Source organism: Reyranella humidisoli (genome assembly GCF_019039055.1).
Lineage (GTDB): Bacteria > Pseudomonadota > Alphaproteobacteria > Reyranellales > Reyranellaceae > Reyranella > Reyranella humidisoli.
Genome location: NZ_JAHOPB010000001.1, coordinates 1,575,563 through 1,593,221, shown reverse-complemented (window position 1 = coordinate 1,593,221; position 17,659 = coordinate 1,575,563). Strand labels below are relative to the sequence as shown.

Here is a 17,659-nt window from a genome sequence, read left to right as displayed (position 1 = left end):
TGATTCGGTGCGTGCGGATATGGACGGGCGAGGACCAGAACTCGCATGTGGAGGAAGGCTGGATCGACCTGAAACCGGGCGCGCACGGCGACCTGCTCAGCGGCAAGATCGACGTCACGAGCGCCTCGCTGCAGGAAACCCAGCCGGGCGGGACCTATGCTTGGCATACCGCGCCGGTTCGCCAGCTCGTCATCACCCTGAGCGGCACGCTCGACTTCAAGACCCGCGGCGAGCAGCATTTCACCCTGGCCCCCGGCGACATCCTGCTGGCCGAGGATACGACCGGCGGCGGGCATACCTGGAGACTGGTCGACGACCAGCCCTGGCGGCGCCTCTACGTCGTGCTGGGCAAGGATGCCCCCGTGCCGTTCAGGCGCGCCACCCCCGAAGATCGCCGTTAGGAGAGTTCGATGGCAGACAATCATACCGGCGATTTCGATGTCGTCCTGGTCGGCGCCGGCATCATGAGCATGACGCTGGCCACCTTCCTCAAGGAGCTGCAGCCGCATCTCAAGATCAAGATCCTCGAGCGGCTCGAGGGCGAGGCGCAGGAGAGCTCCGGCCCGTGGAACAACGCCGGCACCGGCCATGCCGCCAATTGCGAGCTGAACTACACACCGCAGCGTCCCGACGGCAGCGTCGACATCTCCAGGGCGCTCGAGGTCAACGTTGAGTTCGACATGTCGCGGCAGTTCTGGTCGTACCTGATCCGGAAGGGCGCGATCCAGCGGGCGGACTCGTTCATCCATCCCGTCCCGCACATGAGCTTCGTGATCGGCGCCGACCGGGCGGCCTTCCTGAAGAAGCGCCACGCGGCGATGAGCGCGCATCACTGCTACCGGGGCATGGAATATTCCGAGGACCACAAGCAGATCGCCGAGTGGGCGCCTCTGCTCATGGAGGGCCGCGATCCCGGCCAGGTCGTCGCCGCCACGCGCATGGTGACGGGCGCCGACGTGAACTACGGGGCGCTCACGACCAACCTGCTCAACTACCTGCGGCGCCAGGACGGTTTCTCGATCGAGTTCTCGCAGGAGGTAACCGATCTCCATCGCCGGACGGACGGCGGCTGGACGATCGACGTCAAGGACGAGAAGACCCACGCCAAGCGCTCGCTGGGCGCCAAATATGTGTTCCTGGGCGCGGGCGGCGCGGCGCTGACACTGCTGCAGAAGTCCGGCATCCCCGAGGCCGACGGCTTCGCCGGCTTCCCGGTGAGCGGCATCTGGCTGCGCTCGGGCAAGCAGGAGATCGCCACCCGCCACCTGGCCAAGGTCTACGGCATGGCGGCGACCGGATCCCCGCCCATGTCGGTGCCTCACCTCGACACGCGCTATGTCGACGACAAGCGCTGGCTCCTGTTCGGACCCTTCGCCGGCTTCTCGACCAAGTTCCTGAAGCACGGCTCGATGTTCGATCTGCCGCTGTCGCTGCGGCCGGACAACCTCCTGCAGCTGCTGGCCGTGGCGCGGGACAATCTTCCGCTCGAGGAATACCTGATCGGTCAGGTGCTGCAGACGAAGAGCCACCGCTTCGATGCGCTGCGCGACTTCTATCCCAACGTCGACGAGAAGGACTGGGAGTTCGACGTCGCCGGCCAGCGCGTCCAGATCATCCGCAAGGACGTGGCGCGCACCGGCAAGCTGGAGTTCGGCACCGAGATCGTTCACTCGGCCGACTCCTCGATCGTCGCCCTGCTCGGCGCCTCGCCCGGCGCGTCGACCGCCGTCTGGATCATGGTGCACATGCTCGAGAACTGCTTCCACCAGCAGCTCACCGGACACTGGGTGCCCAAGCTCAAGGAAATGATCCCCTCCTACGGCCAGGACCTCAAGACCGACGCGGCGCTGGTCGAGCGCGTCCGCAAGGACACCGCCGAAGTGCTGGGCCTGCACACGGTCTGATGGCCGATTCGCGGGCCCAGCTCACCGAGACCCTCGACGTCCTGCTGCGGTTCGGCGCGCTGATGCTGCGCGCCGGCGACACCGCCTTCCGCGTACGCGAGGCGATGGCCCGGCTGGCCGGCAACATGGGGATCGAGAACCTGTCGCTGCAGGTGACGCTCGACGCCATGTCCGCCACGATACGGCGGCAGGGCGAGACCGCCACGCTGACCTGCGATGTCGGCGCACCGGGTATCAATGCGGCGCGAATCGGCGCGCTCGAAAGACTTGCCGAAGCCAGCACGCCCGGCCTGACGCCGGACGCCCTAGGGCAGGCCCTCGACAGGATCGAACGGGGATCGCCGCTCCACGCCCTGCCGACCGTGGCCATCGCCATCGGCCTGGCGTCGGGAGCCTTCTCCTACCTGAACGGCGGCGACCTGCTCGCGACCGGTGCGGCGGTGGTCGCCGGCGCCGTCGGCCAGGCGGGACGCGGACTGATGTTCCGGCATCAGCTCAACCAGTATGCCGTTACCGCCGTCTGTGCGGTCATCGCGTCCGGTCTCTACTGCCTGATCGTCTTCGGCCTCGCCGGCCGCGGCTTCTCCGCCCCGCTCGCCGTGGGCTTCATCTCCTCGGCGCTTTTCCTGGTGCCGGGCTTTCCGCTGGTCGCCTCGCTGCTCGATCTGGTGCAGCACCAGACCCTGGCCGGCGTCGCGCGGCTCTTCTACGCCATCATGATCCTGCTGGCCGCCGCCTTCGGCCTGTCGGCCGTGGCGGCCGTCGCCGGCCTGACGGACGTATCGGCACCCGCTGCGGCTGTCGGCCCGGATGCGATGACCGTCGTGTGGCGCGCGGTGGCGAGCTTCGCCGGCGGCTGCGGCTTCGCGCTCCTCTACAACAGCCCCCTTCGAACGGTGCTGACCGTCGGTCTGCTGTCGCTGATCGGCAACGAGCTGCGGCTGGCGCTGCACGATCTCGGCCTGATCCTGCCGGCCGCGACCTTCGTGGGCGCACTGGTCGTCGGCCTGCTGGCGTCGCTGGGAAAACACTGGCTCCACGAGCCGCGCATCTGTTTCACCGTGCCCGGCATCATCATCATGACGCCCGGCATCCTTGCCTTCCGTACGATCGTGCTGCTGAACGACGGCAACGTGCTGGCCGCCATCGAGGCGGGCGCGGGCTGCTGCTTCATCGTGGGTGGCATGGCGCTCGGCCTGGCCACCGCCCGCTTCATGAGCGAGCGGCGCTGGATCGTGGAGCGCTAGCCTCCGGCGTCGCTATTCCGTGGCGACGTAGGGATGGACCATCTTCGATGGGTCGACGACCTTGTCGAACTCGGCCTCCGACACGTATTCCAGCTTCAGGGCGGCTTCCTTCAGCGTGAGGTCGTGGTCGATCGCGTAGTGGGCGATCTTCGAGGCCTTGTCGTAGCCGATCACCGGCGCCAGCGCCGTCACCAGCATCAGCGAGCGGTCGACATATTCCTTGATCTTCTTGAGGTTGGGCTGGGTGCCCTCGACCAGGAACCTGCGGAAGTTGGCGCAGCCGTCGGTCATCAGCGTGATCGAATGGGCGACGTTGTAGATCATCAGCGGCTTGTAGACGTTCATCTCGAGATAGCCGCTGGCGCCACCGAAGCCGACGGCGACGTCGTTGGCCATGACCTGAACCGCGATCATGGTCAGCGCCTCGGCCTGGGTCGGGTTGACCTTGCCCGGCATGATCGAGGAGCCCGGTTCGTTCTCCGGGATGTGCAGCTCGGCGAAACCGGCGCGAGGGCCGCACGACATCAGGCGGATGTCGTTGCCGATCTTGTAGAGCGAGACCGCAAGCGTGCGAAACGCGCCCGAGAGCTGCACCAGCGCGTCGTGCGCGCCCTGCACCGTGAACTTGTTGGGCGCCGTGACGAACGGCAGGCCGGTCAGCTTGGCAATCTCGGCCGCCGCTTCCTCGGCGAAGCCGGGCGCCGCATTGATGCCGGTGCCCACCGCCGTGCCGCCCAGTGCCAGGCGATAGACGCCCTTCAGCGCATCCTCGATCCTCTCGATGTTGTCGGCCAGCATGCCGGCATAGCCCGACCATTCCTGGCCGAGCGTGATCGGCGTCGCGTCCTGCATGTGGGTGCGGCCGATCTTGACGATGCTGGCCCATTCCTTCGCCTTGGCATCGATCGCATCGTGCAGCGCCTTCAGCGACGGCAGCAACCGCTCCTTGGTGTTCACGGCGGCCGCGATATACATCGTCGACGGAAACGAATCGTTCGACGACTGCGACATGTTGACGTGGTCGTTGGGATGCACCGGCTTCTTCGAGCCGAGCGGCGTGCCCGCAAGCTGGCAGCAGCGGTTCGAGATCACCTCGTTCACGTTCATGTTGAACTGCGTGCCGCTGCCGGTCATCCAGACGTGCAGCGGGAACATGTCGTGGTGCTGGCCGGCCAGGATCTCGTCGCAGGTCTCGAGGATCAGCTTGTGCGCGGTGTCGTCCAGCCGCTTGCCCGCATGATTGGCGTTGGCGCAGGCCTTCTTCAGCGTCGCGTAGGCGGTGATCATCTCGCGTGGCATCAGGTCCTTGCCGATGCTGAAATGCTCGAGCGACCGCTGGGTCTGGGCGCCCCAGAGCTTGTCGGCGGGCACGCTCACCTCACCGAGGCTGTCTGTCTCCTTGCGAACATCCGTCACGGCACACCTCTTCCACTGCGAGGCCGCGACCTTAGCGCAACATGCGGCGCGGCGTCAGTCGTCGGATCGCCGGGCCTGGCGCAGCGATTTGACGGCCCCGTGACGCTTTTTGTCGTCGACGCGACGACGCTTGGCGGCGCGGCTCACCTTTGTCTTCACGCGCGGCGCGGGCTTGTAGGTCGCCTCGCGGATCAGCTCGACCAGGCGGGCAAGCGCCTCCTCGCGATTGCGCAGCTGGCTGCGCTGTCCCTGCGCCACGAGAATCAGTACGCCGTCGCGCGTCAGGCGCCGTCCGGCCAGGCGTTCCAGCCGTTGCCGCACGTCGTCGGGCAGCGACGGCGAACGGCGAACGTCGAAGCGCAACTGCACCGCCGTCGATGTGGTGTTGACGTGCTGGCCCCCCGGGCCTGCCGCCCGAACGAAGCTTTCCTGGATTTCCTCCGGGTCGATCGCCAGCGAGCCGGTGATCCGGATCGGCGTCGTCCCGGAAGCGGTCATTCCTTGCCGCCGGCCCGGCGCAACATCGCCTCGATCGAACCGCGATTGGCCTGCCTGGCATAGCCCAGCGCCGTGCGCCCGGTGAAGTCGCGCGAGTTCGGGTCAGCCTTCTTTTCGAGCAGCAACCGCACGATCTCCGCGTAGCCGCGGGCCGAGGCGATCATCAGCGCCGTCTGGCCCTGACGATTCTGCACTCGCGTGCTGGCGTTCCGGCGCAGCAGGATTTCGGCGATCTCGACATCGCCCTTCTCGGTCGCGCGCATGAGCGCGGTGTAGCCCTCGGGATCGACCGCGTCGGGCCTGGCGCCTCCCTTCAGCAGGGTCTCGACGACCGGAATATGTCCGGCGCGGACCGCCACCGTCAGCAGGGGCGAACCGTTGTTGGCGGTCTGGTTCGGGCTCTCCTGCTTCAGCAGCGCCTGTCGCACCTTCTCGTCGTCTCCCTCGAGCACGGCCCGCACGATCTGCTTCTGGCCGAACAGGTCGGAATTCGTCGACTGCGCGACAGCTGCGCCGGCCGAGAGGATGATCGAGAGGGAAAGAAGCGAACGTCGGATCATCACCTGCTCCCGCGGGTTTCCTGGTAACGGACCTCGATCCGGTCCCAGATCTGCGCCTCGAGCGCGACGCCGTCGAAGCGGTTGATCTGCTGCAGGCCGGTCGGCGACGTGACGTTGATCTCCGTGAGGTAGTCGCCGATGACGTCGATGCCGACGAAGATCAGGCCGCGCTTCGCCAGTTCCGGCCCGATCGTCTCGCACAGCTCGATGTCGCGCTTCGTAAGCGAAGCCTTCACGGCCTTGCCGCCGACATGCATGTTGGAGCGCGCCTCGCCGGCCGCCGGCACGCGGTCGATCGCACCGACCGCCTTGCCGTCGATCAGGATGATGCGCTTGTCGCCCTTGCGCACCTCGGGAAGATAACGCTGGGCGATCACCGGCTCGCGGCTGCGCTGCGAGAACATCTCGAGCAGCGAGGCGAAATTCTCGTCGTCGGGCCGCACCCGGAAGACGCCGGCGCCACCGTTGCCGAACAGAGGCTTCAGGATGATGTCCTTGTGCTCGTCGCGGAACTCGCGCAGCGCGCGGGCGTCGGCGGTGATGAGCGTCGGCGGCATCACATTGTCGAAATGCGTGACGAACAGTTTCTCCGGCGCATTGCGCACGCTCGCCGGATCGTTGACCACCAGGGTCTTCGGATGGACATGCTCCAGCAGGTGCGTCGTCGTGATGTACGACATGTCGAACGGCGGATCCTGGCGCAACAGGACCACGTCGATCGTGGACAGGTCGATCATCTCCGGGGCGCCCAGCGTGAAGTGATTGCCCTTCTCGCGCCGGAGCTTCATCGGCTGGGCGCGCGCCATCACCTTGCGGTCGCGGAAGATCAGGTCCTGCGGCGTGTAGTGCCAGACCGCATAACCTCGCTTCTCCGCCTCCACCCCCAGCACGAAGGTCGAATCGCCGTCGATGTCGATGGTCGAGACATGGTCCATCTGAATGGCGACGCTGAGCTTCATGGGATTATCCTGACTATCGGGCTCGAAACGAAGGGCGACGGGTTTTCAGTTAAGGCCGCGGCGCAGTTCCTGCAACAGCGCCGAAACGCGCTGGCGCAGGCCCGGATCGCCGTCCAGTTCCAGGATCCGCTGGTAGGCGGCGATGGCGGCCCGCCTCTTGTCGAGGCGTGCATTGAGCTGACCGGCCTCGAACAGCAGTTCCTCCCGGTCCGGCGCGATCGCCAGCATGCGGTCGAGCGAACGCGCCGCGCCCGCCCAGTCCTCGCGCCGGGCGAGACGAAGCCGGACGTTGTTCTCCAGGCGCAGCAGCACGTCGCGGTCGGAAACGGCATCGAAATGTGCCGGTACCAGCTCGGCATCGCCGCCCAGGACCTGCCGCAGCAGCCTGCGCAGGTCGGCGGCGTCGCGCACCGCGCCTTCGTGGAACGGATCGACGACGTGTCGCGCACTGTCGATGCCGATGCGGATCAGGAAATGGCCGGGGAAGGCCAGTCCCTCGGCCGTCCATCCCTGGGCGCGGGCCACATGCAGATAGAGGATCGAGAGCGCCACCGGCAGGCCCTTGCGGCGCTCAATGACCCGCACGAGGTCGGCGTTCTGCAGATCGTCGTAGGTCTCGCTGTCGCCGCGATAGGCGTAGGAGCGCGCGATCACCTCGGCGAGGGCCTCGGGAGAGGCGCCGCGCCGGTGGACGAGGTCGGCGAGATCGGCCGCCATCGCGGTCACCTGCTGGCGGAAGGGCGCGAGATCGACAGGCTCTTCACGCGCGAGGCTGCTCAGCAGGAAGCCCGCCTCGAGAAGATCGATCCGTTCGCCGTCGCCGGCGCACAGATCCCTCAGTCGACCCAGATCATCCGACACGCATCACTCCGGCGCCTGCCAGACGTCGGGCAGATGGCGTGGCCATACGCCACCGACCAGCACCGCATCGAAGCGCACCGAGCAGGCGGCATAGCGCGGATGATGGGCGATGAACAGGCTGGCCGCCCGGGCGACCCGGCCGAACTGCCGCGCGCCCAGCGCGTCGGCCGCCGTGGCGAAGTCGCGACGCGCCTTGACCTCGACGAAGGCCAGCACGTTGCCGCGGCGCGCCACGATGTCGATCTCGCCCAGTCGCGTCTTGTAGCGCCGCATCAGGATGGAGTAGCCGCCGAGGCGCAACCGCCATACCGCGCGCCACTCCGCCGTATGGCCCATGCGATAGGCCTTCTGGCGCGTCTGCAGCGTCATGGGGCGCCGCGCTTCAGTTCGAGCGCGCGGGCATAGACGTCGCGCCGCTTCAGCCCGAAGCGCGCGGCGACCTCGGCGGCCGCATCCTTCACCGAGGCCCCTGTCATCGCCTCGCGCAAGGCCTCGTCGACGTCGCCGGCGCTGCGTTGGGTGTCGGCGGAGGGCGCGCCGATCACGACGACGATCTCGCCCCTCACATCGGGATGGGCGGCATAGTGCGCGGCGAGCGTGGCCAGCGGCGCTCGGCGTACCTCCTCGAACATCTTGGTGAGCTCGCGGGCGACGGCCGCCGGGCGGTCCCCCAGCAGTTCCAGGAGATCGGCCAGCGCCTCCGGCAAGCGGTGTGGCGCCTCGAAGAACACGAGCGTGGAGGGGATGGTCGCGACTTCGCCGATGGCGCGCCGTCGCTCGGTCGCCTTGGCCGGCAGGAAGCCCGCGAAGAAGAAGCGGTCGGTCGGCAACCCCGAAAGCGCGAGGGCCATGGGAACGGCCGAAGCACCGGGCGCCGAGGTCACGGCATGGCCGGCATCGACTGCGGCGCGCACCAGCCGGTAACCGGGATCGGAGATCAGCGGCATTCCCGCGTCCGACACCAGGGCGACGCTCTTGCCGGCGGCGAGGGCGCGGACGAGGCGCGGCTCCGACCGGTCCTGGGTGGCGTCGCTGTAGGACACCGTCGGGACGTCGATGCCATAGTGGGTTGCCAGTTTGGCGAACACGCGCGTGTCCTCGCAGGCGATCAGATCGGCCGCTTGCAGCACGTCGAGTGCCCGCAGCGTGATGTCACGCATGTTGCCGATCGGTGTGGCAACAATATGCAGGCCCGGGGCGAGCGGCGGTTTACGCGGGGCCTGCCCGTCGGTAGCTTGGGGCCGTTCGTCCAGATTCATCTGATTCCGATCGCCGGAGTTTCGCGCCGATGCGTAGGTCATTCCTCGTGCTCGCCACCGCCGCCCTCCTGTTGGGTGCCTGCAGCGAGCCTCCCAAGACTAGCACGCCCGCCGCGCGACCGGTGACCGTTGCGGCCAAATCCGGTTCGCCGCTCACCGCCTCGGGCAAGGTACGCATCGCCCTCCTGCTGCCGCTCAGCGGCCGGGCCGCCCCGATCGGGCAGGCGATGCAGCAGGCCGCCGAAATGGCCCTGTTCGACAGCGGCTCCAAGGAACTGGCGCTCTCCGCCTATGACAGCGGCGACAGCGCCGATACCGCCATCGAAGCCTATCGCAAGGCGCGCATCGACGGCGCCGCCCTCGTCCTCGGACCGCTCTACGGTACGTCGGCCTCCGCTCTGGTGCCCCTGGTCAACCAGGGCGGCATGAACGTGGTGGCCTTCTCGAACGACGAACAGGTCGCCCAGCGCGGCGTCTGGATCATGGGAATCGCGGCCCCGCCCCAGGTCCGCCGCGTGGTCGACCACGCCTTCGAATCGGGCATTCGCCGGTTCGCGACGTTCGCGCCGCAGACGTCCTATGGCGAGCAGATGGCCCGCACCCTCGAAACCTATGTGAACACGCGCGGGGGCACCGTCGTCGGCCGCGAATTCTTCGATCCCAATGGCACCGACATCCCGATCCAGGCCCGTCAGCTCGCCGCATCGGCCAAGGGCGACGGCGGCAAGCTCGCCGTTCTGGTGCCCGTCGCGCCGCCCACACTTCCAATCGCCCTCGCCTCTCTCGCCACGAACGGTCTCGACGGGCGCGCGGTGCAGCTGATCGGCACCGGCGTCTGGGATTTCCCCGGCGTGGGCACCGAGACCATGCTGCGAGGCGCCTGGTACGCCGCGCCGGATCCGGCCAAGCGCGCCGATTTCGAGCGGCGCTTCGTCTCGACCTACGGGCGTCCGCCGCATCGACTGGCGACCCTTGCCTATGATGGGGTCGGCCTCGCCGGCCATCTCGCGCGACTGAAGCCCGGCGGCGACTTCTCCGCCGAAGCGCTCACCAACCCCAGCGGCTTTTCCGGCGTCGATGGAATCTTCCGCTTCCTGCCCGATGGCCGCTCCGAGCGGGCGCTCGCCGTGATCGAGATCCAGGGCGATCGCGGCGTGGTGATCAGCCCCGCGCCCACGACCTTCGCCGGCCAGCCGACCAACTGAGATGGCCGGTCTTTCCAAAGCGGGCCTTCCGCGCGCGATCCTGTTCGACATGGACGACACTCTGATTCGCGCCTACGCCCAGCCCGAGGAGGCTTGGACGCGCCTGCTCCACGTCTTCTCCGCGCATCTCGACGCCCATGACGAGGCCGCCATCGCGCGGGTACGCACGGCGGTGATGGAGGAAGCGCGGGCCTTCTGGAACGATCGTGCCGAGGCGGCGAAGTGGCGCCTCGACATTCCCGGTGCGCGCCGCCTGTCGGTCCGTCGCGGCCTCGCCCGGCTCGGCCGCCCGGACGACGCGCTGGCCGACCGCATCGCCGATTCCTTCACCGAACTGCGGCGCCAGGAATACCGGCTCTATCCTGACGCCCATGCCACGGTCGACGCGCTGCGCGATGCCGGCGTGCGCCTGGCCCTCGTGACCAACGGAGCGTCTGAGACGCAGCGCGCCAAGATCGAGCGGTTCGAACTGGCCCACCGCTTCCATCACATCCAGATCGAGGGCGAATTCGGCCAGGGCAAACCCGAGCTCGGCGTCTATCGCCACGCGCTGGAGCGGCTGGGCGTCGGCCCCGAGGATGCCTGGATGGTCGGCGACAACTACGAGTGGGAAGTCGTGGCGCCGCAGATGCTCGGCATGTGCGGCATCTGGTACGACCCGTTCAAGGCCGGCGTGCCGGCCAACGCCACGGCGCAGCCGACCCGCATCATCACGAGGCTCGCCGAACTGGTCGAATAGGGAAGCCCCTCCTCCCCATTCAAATGGGGAGGTGTCGCGTCATACGCGACGGAGGGGTCATGAGGCGGTCGTTCGTCCTTCGGCGCTCTCGGACATTGCAAGCAATGTCCTGTCGCTCAGGAGGCCGAGCTACGCTCGGCCTAGCGCGGCGGCACGCCGATAGCGGCACGGTCGTACACCGCCTTCACCTCCGCACTGCGCCGGCCGAGTTCGTAGCGCAGCGTGGTGTAGAGGTTCACCGGGAACGGCATGTCGGCGTTGAAGTCGATGATCAGCACGACGCGCGTCTCGTCGGTCTGGTTCTTGACCCAGTGCTCGCGGGTGTCGTCGAATACCAGCGGCACGCCCTCCTCCCAGAAGAAATGGTGGCCGCCGATCTCGATCCAGCACTTCTCCGGCTCGCCCGGCACGATCAGCGGATAATGGAAGCGGATGACGCCGGCGGCGGAGCCCCGGTGCGGCTCGATCTCGGCGCGGCCGGCCAGGATGCTGAACAGTGCCGTATGCACGCCGGGCAGACGGTTGATGGCGGCCATCGTGTCCGGAACCGCGGCGGTATTCGCCGTGATCTCGTGACCGTAGATTTTCAGCAGGAACGTGCGCCAGGCACGGCCCGGCACGTAGAGATCGCGCGGATGGACCTCGTGCAGGGCCGGGATTTCCTCATGGTGGCTGAGCAGGTAATTCAGGTCGGCCTTGATCTTGTCGTGACTCTTCGAAAGCTCGGACAGGACCGGGAATGCTTTCAGCGCCTCCTCACCGGCCAGCGGCAGCTTCGGCATGTTCCGCAGAATCCAGTCGGAGAGCCTGAGGTTCAGCTTCTCCAGCGGCTCCTGGGGAACCCAGATGTTCTTGGTGAGATAGAAGCGGCCCTTCTGTCCAACGCCCTGCGGCTCGTCCATCGTCGTCATTCGGGAGCAATCCTGCCTGCCTGAACCCTTTTGCACGAGGCGCGCTTATAGCGCCCGATCCACGCCCGCGCGGTGGCATTTCTGAGACAAACGTCATCTTGATGCAAGGCGACCAAAAGGCAGGTCAATCCCGCTTTCGGCACCGACACGCAAATGGACTATGGTGGCGAAATGATGATCGGAACCAATCGATGAGTGAACAGATAACGGCCACCGGCGCGTCGCCCGAGGCGATCCGCGCACACTACGACGTCGGCAACGACTTCTACCGGCTGTGGCTGGATGAGACGATGACCTACTCGTCGGCGATGTGGCGCGACGAGAGCGATAACGCGCCCCTTGCCGATGCGCAGCGGCGCAAGATCGACTGGCATCTGCGCAACGCCGGCGCCGACCGCTCGGCAAGCCTGCTCGACATCGGCTGCGGCTGGGGCGGCATGCTGCGCGCCGCCGTCGCGAACCGCGCCCCCGGCGCGCCGCCGCTGGCGCGCGGCGTCGGCCTGACGCTGAGCGACGCCCAGGCCGAGCTCGCGCGTGCAGCGATCCGCGATGCTGGCGCGCCGCCCGTCGAGATCCGCGTCGAGAGCTGGGCCGGCCACCAGCCGGCAGAGCCCTACGGCTCGATCATTTCGGTCGGTGCCTTCGAGCATTTCACCAAGCCGAAGGACGATTCGACGACGAAGACGGCGATCTACCGCCACTTCTTCACGCGCTGCCGCGACATGCTGGCGCCCGATGCGCGCATGACCCTGCAGACCATCGCCTATGGCGATCCCGACGACAAAGTGCCGATGGGCCCGCTGGTGGAAGATATCTTCCCCGACTCAGAACTGCCGCGCCTGCCGGAAATCCTGGCCGCCGCCAACGGCCTGTTCGAGGTCGAGCGCTTCCGCAACGACCGCAACGATTACGGCCGGACTTGCGAGATCTGGGCCGCCAACCTCAAGGCCCGGCGGGCCGAGGCGATCGAGATGGTCGGCAAGGACCAGACGCGGCGCTACGAGCGCTATCTCAAGTTCTCGGCCTGGGGCTTCTTCTCCCATCGCATCCATCTGCTGCGCTTCCGCCTGAAACGCCGCTAGGAGGAGCCATGAGCGCGCTCGACACCTTCGCCGCCAGCGTCACCGCCGACCAGCCGCCGGCCGGCTCGAGCCCCGCGCTGCAGGCTCTGTGGTGGGTGCGGCGCGGCGACTGGGCGCGGGCTCATGAATGCGTCCAGGCACACGAGGGCGAGGCCGATTGCGACAGCGTCCATGCCCACCTCCATCGCGAGGAGGGCGATCTGTCCAACGCCGGCTACTGGTATCGCCGGGCCGGCCGGCCCGTGTCGCAGCAATCGCTCGAGGCGGAATGGACGGCGCTTGCGACGGAACTGTTGGACCGCCGGGAACGGTAGGCCAGTCGCAGCAAAGGCGGCTCTGTCCGCCCCGCTCCGCCGGCTATTTGTCTTCCGGCTTCAGCATCAGCCGCTCGACCCGGCCGCCCTTCAGCAGGTGCGTGTCGAGCACCTCGTCAACGTCTTCCTTGGTGGGCACGCGGTACCAGATCCCCTCGGGATATATGACGAGGGTCGGCCCCAGCTCGCAGCGGTCGAGGCAGCCGGCATTGTTGATGCGCACGTTCTTGAGGCCGAGCGCCTTGGCCTTGCTCTTCATGTGATCGCGAAGCGCCTCGCCGCCCCGTTCGGCACAGCAGCCGCGGGGATGGCCGGCCGGACGCCGGTTGGTGCAGCAGAAGACGTGGGCCTCGTAGTAGGGCTTGGGATCGGCTGGCTTGTCACGCTGGCTCATGATGATCCGCCTACTCCTTCTTGGTCGATCCGCCGGTGGCGATGTTGGCGAGCTGGGACCAGAAGACCTGCTGCATCTGCTGCATCTGGTCCATGCCCTGCATGGAGGCCGGCAGCCAGGTCTTGAAGATCGTCTCGGGGTTCATGGCGCCCAGGCTGCTGCGCAGGCGTTCCTCGATCTCGCCCATGATTCGGTCCTGCATGGGCTTGATGTCCGGCAGCCCCATGAAGGCGCGAGCCTCCTCGGGCGTACAGGTCACTTCGACATTCACCTTCATGGGCCACTCCGTTTTACCGAGCTTAGCATGCTATGACCGGGTCATGACGACCCCCTGGCTGGCCAAGAATCCGCGGGCCCTGCGCCCCCTCGAATTCGGTCGCGAACAGCAGTTCGTGATCAATCCCAACGGCATTCCCGAACTCTGCGAGGAGCTGAAGGCCTGCCCGGCCCACAAGCCCACGCCGCTCTACGAGCTGCCGGCCCTGGCGGCGCGGCTGGGCGTGGGCGAGATCCGGGTCAAGGACGAGAGCCAGCGCTTCGGCTTCGGCGCCTTCAAGGCCCTGGGCGGCGTGATCGCCGTGGCCAACGTGCTGACCGGCGCGGTCGGCGACGCCTATCATTCCTCGCCCTCCTTCGAGAGCGTGATGAAAGGCGAGCACAAGGAAATCACGGGCAAGTTCGTCTTCACCGCCGCCAGTTCCGGCAATCACGGCCGCTCGGTGGCGGCCGGGGCAAAGTTGTTCGGCAATCGCTGCGTGATCTTCCTGCCAAAGTTCACCAGCGCGGAAAAGGAAGCCGCGATCCGAGCTAGGGGCGCCGAGGTGATCCGAGTCGACGGGGACTACGACACCGCCGTCGCCGAGTGCCGCAACCAGGCCGCCGCCAGGGGCTGGACGATCATCTCGGACACGTCCTGGGAAGGCTACGATTCGGTGCCGCGCAGCGTCATGCGCGGCTACTGCGTGCTGGTCCACGAGGCCGCCGTCCAGCAATGGGGCGCGGCGCCCACCCATGTCTTCGTGCAGGCCGGCGTCGGTGGACTGGCGGCCGCGGTGATCGGCTATCTCTGGGCGGTCTGCGAGCAGCGCCCGGTCTCGATCGTCGTCGAGCCCGAAAGCGCCGATTGCTGGTTCCAGAGCAACCTCGCGGGCAAGCCGACGCTGGCCAGCGGCAATGCCGACACGGTGATGGGCGGCCTCGCCTGCCGCGAGATCTCGCCCGTGACATGGCCGATCATCGGCACGGCGGCCGACTGGTTCATGACCATCCGGGAAGACGAAGTGCTCCCGGCCCGCCGCCTCTACGCCCAGCCGCTGGGCGAGGACCCGGCCATCATCTCCGGCCCCTCGGGTTGCGCGGGCCTCGCCGGCCTGATGCGCGTCTGCACCGACGCCGAAGCCTTCAAGGCACTCGGCCTTGGCCCGGACTCGCGCGTGCTGCTGATCAACAGCGAAGGCGATCTGGGCGAGCCGCTGCCATCCTCCTAGTTGTTCTTTCATCTCTCCCACGCCCCATGGTAGCACTCCTCCGTCGGGCTTTCCGGCAGGGGGAGAAACCAGAGAATGAGCGTTGGTAGAATGGCGGCCGTCGGCCGCCTGATGATGAGTGTTGCGTTGCTTGCGACCACCGCGGCCTGCGCCACGGTGGTCGGCGGCACCACCCAGGAAGTCTACGTCGATACCGAGCCGAAGGGCGCCACCTGCGCGGTCAATCGCCAGGGCGCCACCGTCGGGTTCATCAAGCCGACACCGGGCAAGGTGGGCCTGTCGCGCTCCAAGGAAACCGTCATCCTGGCCTGCACCCTCGACGGCTACGAACAGTCGAACGAGGTTCTGGTCGCCAGCTTCACCGGTGCCACGGTGGGCAACATCCTGCTGGGCGGCCTGGTCGGTGTCGCCATCGACGCGGCTTCCGGCGCCAACAACAAGTACCCGGAACGCGTGATGGTCATCCTGACGCCCGCGAGCTTCCCGAGCGACGAAGCGCGCGACGCGCACTATGCCGGCATCCGACAGCGCATCGAGTCCGGCGCCAAGGCGGAGATCGACCTCATCAATACCCGCTGCAGCTCGACCAACCGGGAGCTTTGCACGATCGAGGCCAAGCAGATCTCCGACGCCCGCGAAAAGGCGCTGGCCGACCTCGACAAGCGCCGGCTGGCCGCCAGGGTCGTGCCGGGCTGACGACGCCCATCGATATTCTTGTCTCGCTGCACGAAGCGACGCATCCTGCGGACAAATCACAGGAGTTTCGGTTCGTGCAGCTTCAGCTCAAGACTTGGCAATTCGTCGAGGACTATCTCAAGACCAGGACCGGGATCATCATTCCGATCGGCTCGACCGAGCAGCACGGCCCGACCGGCCTGATCGGCACCGACGCCCTCACCGCCGAGATGGTGGGCCGCGGCGTCGGCGAGAAGGTGGGTGCGCTGGTGGCGCCGACGATCTCCGTCGGCATGGCCCAGCATCATCTCGATTTCGCGGGCTCGATCACGCTCAAGCCCACGACCCTGATCGCCGTCGTGCGCGACAACGTGCTGTCGCTGGCCAAGCATGGCTTCACGCGCTTCTTCTTCGTGAACGGCCACGGCGGCAACATCGCCACGGTGACCGCGGCCTTCTCAGAAATCTATGCCGAGCGTTCGATGGAGCGCATGAGCAACCAGCCCTCGATCAAGTGCGCCCTTCGCAACTGGTGGGACAGCCCGGGCATCAAGCGGCTCAGCTCCGAACTCTATCCGACCGGTGAAGGCAGCCATGCCACGGCCTCGGAAGTGGCGCTGACGTGGTACAAATACCCCGAGACGATGGACCGCCGCGTGCTCGAGCCGCGCATCGCACCGAACGGCTCCTTCGCCGACTCCGAGGACTATCGCCGCGCCTTCCCGGACGGCCGCATCGGCTCCGACCCAAGCCAAGCGACACCCGAGCACGGCAAGCGATTCTACGACCAGGCGGTCGAGGACGTGGCGCGTGACTACGAGGCCTGGGTGGCCAAATAAGCGACGCGGCGGCTCAGGTCCTGACCCGCTCGCGGTGCAGGATGTAGAGGCCTGAACCGACGATCACGGCGATGCCACAGAGAGCAAGGGTGTTGGGGGCCTCGCCCCACACCACGTAGCCGATGCCCAGCGCCCACAGGATCGACGAATAGCGAAACGGTGCCATCACCGAGATCTCGCCGCCCGAACGCAGCGCGATCACGAGGAACTGGTATCCCATGGCGAGCAGCAGCGAGGACGCGGCGAGGTAGCCCCAGGTCTGCGCATCGATCGGCTGCCACCCCTCGAACAACGCCCAGATGCAGCCGGCGATCGCGACCGTGATCGCCGTCGAGAAGGACACGACCAGCGTCGGCACCGCGGGCGGCAGGTGGCGGGCGACGACGTCGCGGCAGGCGCTGAGGCCGGTGCCGGTGAGCGCCACCCAGGTCCAGCCGTTGATGTCGCCGGGCCGCGGCTGGATCACCAGCAGGACACCCACGAAACCCACGCCGACCGCCGTCCAGCGTCGCCAGCGCACGTCCTCCTTGAGGACCAGGACGGCCAGCACCGTGAGGATGAGCGGCATCGAGAGGTTGACGGCCGTGGCGATCGCGAAGGGGATCTGGAACAGCGCGATCAGGTAGATGATGGCCGCGGCGGCTTCCAGTCCACTGCGCAGCATCACCTGGGGATGCACCGCATAGGAGATCCTGCGCCAGTCACCGGTCGCCAGCATCGCCAGCGCGCACCAGAGCGTGGCGAAGAGGCCGCGCATGCCGATCGCCTGCACCGACGGCATGTTCTCGGCCGCAAGCTTGATCAGCGCATCGTTGAAGATGAAGACGACGACCGACGCCAGCATCGCCACGATGCCGCGGGTATTGTCGACCATTGTCGTGATGCCTGGCGAAGCCGGATTACTTGGCCATCTTCTCGATGAGCTTCCACTGTTCGGCGGAAACCGGCACCACCGACAGGCGCGACTGGCGCACCAGGCCGAAATCCTTGAGCTTCGGCTCGGCCTTGATCGCCGCCAGCGTCACCGGCGTGTTGACCGGCCCCAGCGCCTTCACGTCGACGGTGACGGCCTTGCCGGCCTCGTCGGTGGGATCGGGATAGGCCGACTTCACCACCTCGGCGAGGCCGACGATCTCCTTGCCCTCGTTGGAATGGTAGAAGAAACAGCGGTCGCCGGGCTTCATCGCCTTGAGGTTCATCGCGGCCTGCGCATTGCGCACGCCGGTCCACGAGGTCTTCTTGTCGGCGACGAACTGCGTCCACGAATATGCCGACGGCTCGGACTTGATGAGCCAATAAGCCATGTCAT

22 protein-coding genes are annotated in these 17,659 nt (G+C 67.2%); 10 read left to right on the top strand and 12 right to left on the bottom strand.

What is annotated here, in order from left to right; translation table 11 throughout:
• Positions 1–11 precede the first annotated feature (11 nt).
• The 3 genes from KQ910_RS07850 to KQ910_RS07840 are packed head-to-tail and all read left to right on the top strand — an operon-like array spanning position 12 to position 3,151.
• Entirely contained in the window at positions 12–401 is a 390-nt protein-coding gene (locus KQ910_RS07850) for a cupin domain-containing protein (RefSeq protein ID WP_369408297.1), read from the top strand.
• A 9-nt stretch (positions 402–410) separates the two neighbouring features.
• On the top strand, positions 411–1,904 hold the full coding sequence (gene mqo, locus KQ910_RS07845; RefSeq protein WP_216958030.1) for a malate dehydrogenase (quinone): 1,494 nt from the start codon (positions 411–413) through the stop codon (positions 1,902–1,904).
• A complete protein-coding gene (locus KQ910_RS07840; RefSeq protein WP_216958029.1) occupies positions 1,904–3,151 on the top strand; it encodes a threonine/serine exporter family protein in 1,248 nt (415 codons plus the stop codon). Before mqo ends, KQ910_RS07840 begins: the two co-directional genes overlap by 1 nt.
• A gap of 12 nt (positions 3,152–3,163) precedes the next feature.
• On the opposite strand, the gene fumC is transcribed toward KQ910_RS07840, so the two are convergent.
• From fumC to rsmI, 7 genes are read right to left on the bottom strand one after another with little or no spacing between them, the layout of a single operon-like run.
• Positions 3,164–4,567 (bottom strand): class II fumarate hydratase, encoded by a 1,404-nt coding sequence (gene fumC / locus KQ910_RS07835; RefSeq protein ID WP_216958027.1) that lies wholly within the window; start codon positions 4,565–4,567, stop codon positions 3,164–3,166.
• 54 nt (positions 4,568–4,621) lie between these two features.
• Positions 4,622–5,065 carry an alternative ribosome rescue aminoacyl-tRNA hydrolase ArfB gene (gene arfB, locus KQ910_RS07830; protein WP_216958025.1) on the bottom strand — a complete coding sequence of 148 codons (444 nt, stop codon included), beginning with the start codon at positions 5,063–5,065 and terminating at the stop codon, positions 4,622–4,624.
• Positions 5,062–5,625, bottom strand: a complete 564-nt coding sequence (locus tag KQ910_RS07825) for an ankyrin repeat domain-containing protein (RefSeq protein WP_216958023.1) — start codon at positions 5,623–5,625, stop codon at positions 5,062–5,064. The genes arfB and KQ910_RS07825 overlap by 4 nt, the downstream gene beginning before the upstream one ends.
• Positions 5,625–6,584: a glutathione synthase gene (gene gshB, locus KQ910_RS07820; protein ID WP_216958021.1), complete on the bottom strand. Its 960-nt coding sequence runs from the start codon at positions 6,582–6,584 to the stop codon at positions 5,625–5,627. Before gshB ends, KQ910_RS07825 begins: the two co-directional genes overlap by 1 nt.
• A 45-nt stretch (positions 6,585–6,629) precedes the next feature.
• On the bottom strand, positions 6,630–7,445 hold the full coding sequence (locus KQ910_RS07815) for a SirB1 family protein (protein ID WP_216958020.1): 816 nt from the start codon (positions 7,443–7,445) through the stop codon (positions 6,630–6,632).
• A gap of 3 nt (positions 7,446–7,448) precedes the next feature.
• Positions 7,449–7,814, bottom strand: a complete 366-nt coding sequence (locus KQ910_RS07810) for a YraN family protein (RefSeq protein WP_216958018.1) — start codon at positions 7,812–7,814, stop codon at positions 7,449–7,451.
• On the bottom strand, positions 7,811–8,704 hold the full coding sequence (rsmI, locus tag KQ910_RS07805; protein ID WP_216958016.1) for a 16S rRNA (cytidine(1402)-2'-O)-methyltransferase: 894 nt from the start codon (positions 8,702–8,704) through the stop codon (positions 7,811–7,813). The genes KQ910_RS07810 and rsmI overlap by 4 nt, the downstream gene beginning before the upstream one ends.
• 29 nt (positions 8,705–8,733) lie before the next feature.
• Here rsmI and KQ910_RS07800 point away from each other — a divergent pair, with 29 nt between their 5' ends.
• Together KQ910_RS07800 and KQ910_RS07795 are read left to right on the top strand one after the other, a co-directional pair.
• Complete coding sequence (locus KQ910_RS07800) at positions 8,734–9,909, top strand: penicillin-binding protein activator (RefSeq protein ID WP_216958015.1); 1,176 nt, start codon at positions 8,734–8,736, stop codon at positions 9,907–9,909.
• Position 9,910: 1 nt separating this feature from the next.
• The gene (locus KQ910_RS07795; protein WP_216958013.1) at positions 9,911–10,648 is read left to right on the top strand and encodes an HAD family hydrolase; all 738 of its coding nucleotides are present in this window, start codon (positions 9,911–9,913) and stop codon (positions 10,646–10,648) included.
• Between the two features lie 140 nt (positions 10,649–10,788).
• Here the strand turns inward: KQ910_RS07795 and KQ910_RS07790 are convergent, their stop codons facing one another.
• On the bottom strand, positions 10,789–11,559 hold the full coding sequence (locus KQ910_RS07790) for an aspartyl/asparaginyl beta-hydroxylase domain-containing protein (protein ID WP_216958011.1): 771 nt from the start codon (positions 11,557–11,559) through the stop codon (positions 10,789–10,791).
• A gap of 191 nt (positions 11,560–11,750) precedes the next feature.
• On the opposite strand from KQ910_RS07790, the gene KQ910_RS07785 reads away from it, so the two are divergent.
• Positions 11,751–12,641, top strand: coding sequence for an SAM-dependent methyltransferase (locus KQ910_RS07785; RefSeq protein ID WP_216958009.1), 891 nt, complete (start codon positions 11,751–11,753; stop codon positions 12,639–12,641).
• 8 nt (positions 12,642–12,649) lie between these two features.
• Entirely contained in the window at positions 12,650–12,955 is a 306-nt protein-coding gene (locus KQ910_RS07780) for a hypothetical protein (RefSeq protein WP_216958007.1), read from the top strand.
• A gap of 43 nt (positions 12,956–12,998) precedes the next feature.
• Here KQ910_RS07780 and KQ910_RS07775 read toward each other — a convergent pair whose 3' ends face one another.
• Positions 12,999–13,349, bottom strand: a complete 351-nt coding sequence (locus KQ910_RS07775) for a (2Fe-2S) ferredoxin domain-containing protein (protein ID WP_216958005.1) — start codon at positions 13,347–13,349, stop codon at positions 12,999–13,001.
• A 10-nt stretch (positions 13,350–13,359) separates the two neighbouring features.
• Complete coding sequence (locus tag KQ910_RS07770) at positions 13,360–13,626, bottom strand: DUF6489 family protein (RefSeq protein WP_068193552.1); 267 nt, start codon at positions 13,624–13,626, stop codon at positions 13,360–13,362.
• A 43-nt stretch (positions 13,627–13,669) separates the two neighbouring features.
• On the opposite strand from KQ910_RS07770, the gene KQ910_RS07765 reads away from it, so the two are divergent.
• The 3 genes from KQ910_RS07765 to KQ910_RS07755 all read left to right on the top strand — a co-directional run bounded on the left by KQ910_RS07765 (position 13,670) and on the right by KQ910_RS07755 (position 16,350).
• A complete protein-coding gene (locus KQ910_RS07765) occupies positions 13,670–14,836 on the top strand; it encodes a diaminopropionate ammonia-lyase (RefSeq protein WP_216958003.1) in 1,167 nt (388 codons plus the stop codon).
• Between the two features lie 75 nt (positions 14,837–14,911).
• Entirely contained in the window at positions 14,912–15,532 is a 621-nt protein-coding gene (locus KQ910_RS07760) for a hypothetical protein (RefSeq protein WP_216958001.1), read from the top strand.
• 74 nt (positions 15,533–15,606) lie between these two features.
• Entirely contained in the window at positions 15,607–16,350 is a 744-nt protein-coding gene (locus tag KQ910_RS07755; protein WP_216957999.1) for a creatininase family protein, read from the top strand.
• A gap of 13 nt (positions 16,351–16,363) precedes the next feature.
• Here KQ910_RS07755 and KQ910_RS07750 read toward each other — a convergent pair whose 3' ends face one another.
• On the bottom strand, positions 16,364–17,224 hold the full coding sequence (locus tag KQ910_RS07750; protein ID WP_216957998.1) for a DMT family transporter: 861 nt from the start codon (positions 17,222–17,224) through the stop codon (positions 16,364–16,366).
• 25 nt (positions 17,225–17,249) lie between these two features.
• Positions 17,250–17,654 carry an EVE domain-containing protein gene (locus KQ910_RS07745; protein ID WP_216957995.1) on the bottom strand — a complete coding sequence of 135 codons (405 nt, stop codon included), beginning with the start codon at positions 17,652–17,654 and terminating at the stop codon, positions 17,250–17,252.
• Positions 17,655–17,659: the final 5 nt, after the last annotated feature.

Bases quoted from the DNA above. Each gene is read 5' to 3' on its own strand.
- mqo (WP_216958030.1), top strand. From the start codon at position 411: ATGGCAGACAATCATACCGGCGATTTCGATGTCGTCCTGGTCGGCGCC.
- KQ910_RS07840 (WP_216958029.1), top strand. From the start codon at position 1,904: ATGGCCGATTCGCGGGCCCAGCTCACCGAGACCCTCGACGTCCTGCTG.
- arfB (WP_216958025.1), bottom strand. From the start codon at position 5,065: ATGACCGCTTCCGGGACGACGCCGATCCGGATCACCGGCTCGCTGGCG.
- KQ910_RS07825 (WP_216958023.1), bottom strand. From the start codon at position 5,625: ATGATCCGACGTTCGCTTCTTTCCCTCTCGATCATCCTCTCGGCCGGC.
- gshB (WP_216958021.1), bottom strand. From the start codon at position 6,584: ATGAAGCTCAGCGTCGCCATTCAGATGGACCATGTCTCGACCATCGAC.
- KQ910_RS07810 (WP_216958018.1), bottom strand. From the start codon at position 7,814: ATGACGCTGCAGACGCGCCAGAAGGCCTATCGCATGGGCCATACGGCG.
- rsmI (WP_216958016.1), bottom strand. From the start codon at position 8,704: ATGAATCTGGACGAACGGCCCCAAGCTACCGACGGGCAGGCCCCGCGT.
- KQ910_RS07800 (WP_216958015.1), top strand. From the start codon at position 8,734: ATGCGTAGGTCATTCCTCGTGCTCGCCACCGCCGCCCTCCTGTTGGGT.
- KQ910_RS07795 (WP_216958013.1), top strand. From the start codon at position 9,911: ATGGCCGGTCTTTCCAAAGCGGGCCTTCCGCGCGCGATCCTGTTCGAC.
- KQ910_RS07790 (WP_216958011.1), bottom strand. From the start codon at position 11,559: ATGACGACGATGGACGAGCCGCAGGGCGTTGGACAGAAGGGCCGCTTC.
- KQ910_RS07785 (WP_216958009.1), top strand. From the start codon at position 11,751: ATGAGTGAACAGATAACGGCCACCGGCGCGTCGCCCGAGGCGATCCGC.
- KQ910_RS07780 (WP_216958007.1), top strand. From the start codon at position 12,650: ATGAGCGCGCTCGACACCTTCGCCGCCAGCGTCACCGCCGACCAGCCG.
- KQ910_RS07775 (WP_216958005.1), bottom strand. From the start codon at position 13,349: ATGAGCCAGCGTGACAAGCCAGCCGATCCCAAGCCCTACTACGAGGCC.
- KQ910_RS07770 (WP_068193552.1), bottom strand. From the start codon at position 13,626: ATGAAGGTGAATGTCGAAGTGACCTGTACGCCCGAGGAGGCTCGCGCC.
- KQ910_RS07765 (WP_216958003.1), top strand. From the start codon at position 13,670: ATGACGACCCCCTGGCTGGCCAAGAATCCGCGGGCCCTGCGCCCCCTC.
- KQ910_RS07760 (WP_216958001.1), top strand. From the start codon at position 14,912: ATGAGCGTTGGTAGAATGGCGGCCGTCGGCCGCCTGATGATGAGTGTT.
- KQ910_RS07750 (WP_216957998.1), bottom strand. From the start codon at position 17,224: ATGGTCGACAATACCCGCGGCATCGTGGCGATGCTGGCGTCGGTCGTC.
- KQ910_RS07745 (WP_216957995.1), bottom strand. From the start codon at position 17,654: ATGGCTTATTGGCTCATCAAGTCCGAGCCGTCGGCATATTCGTGGACG.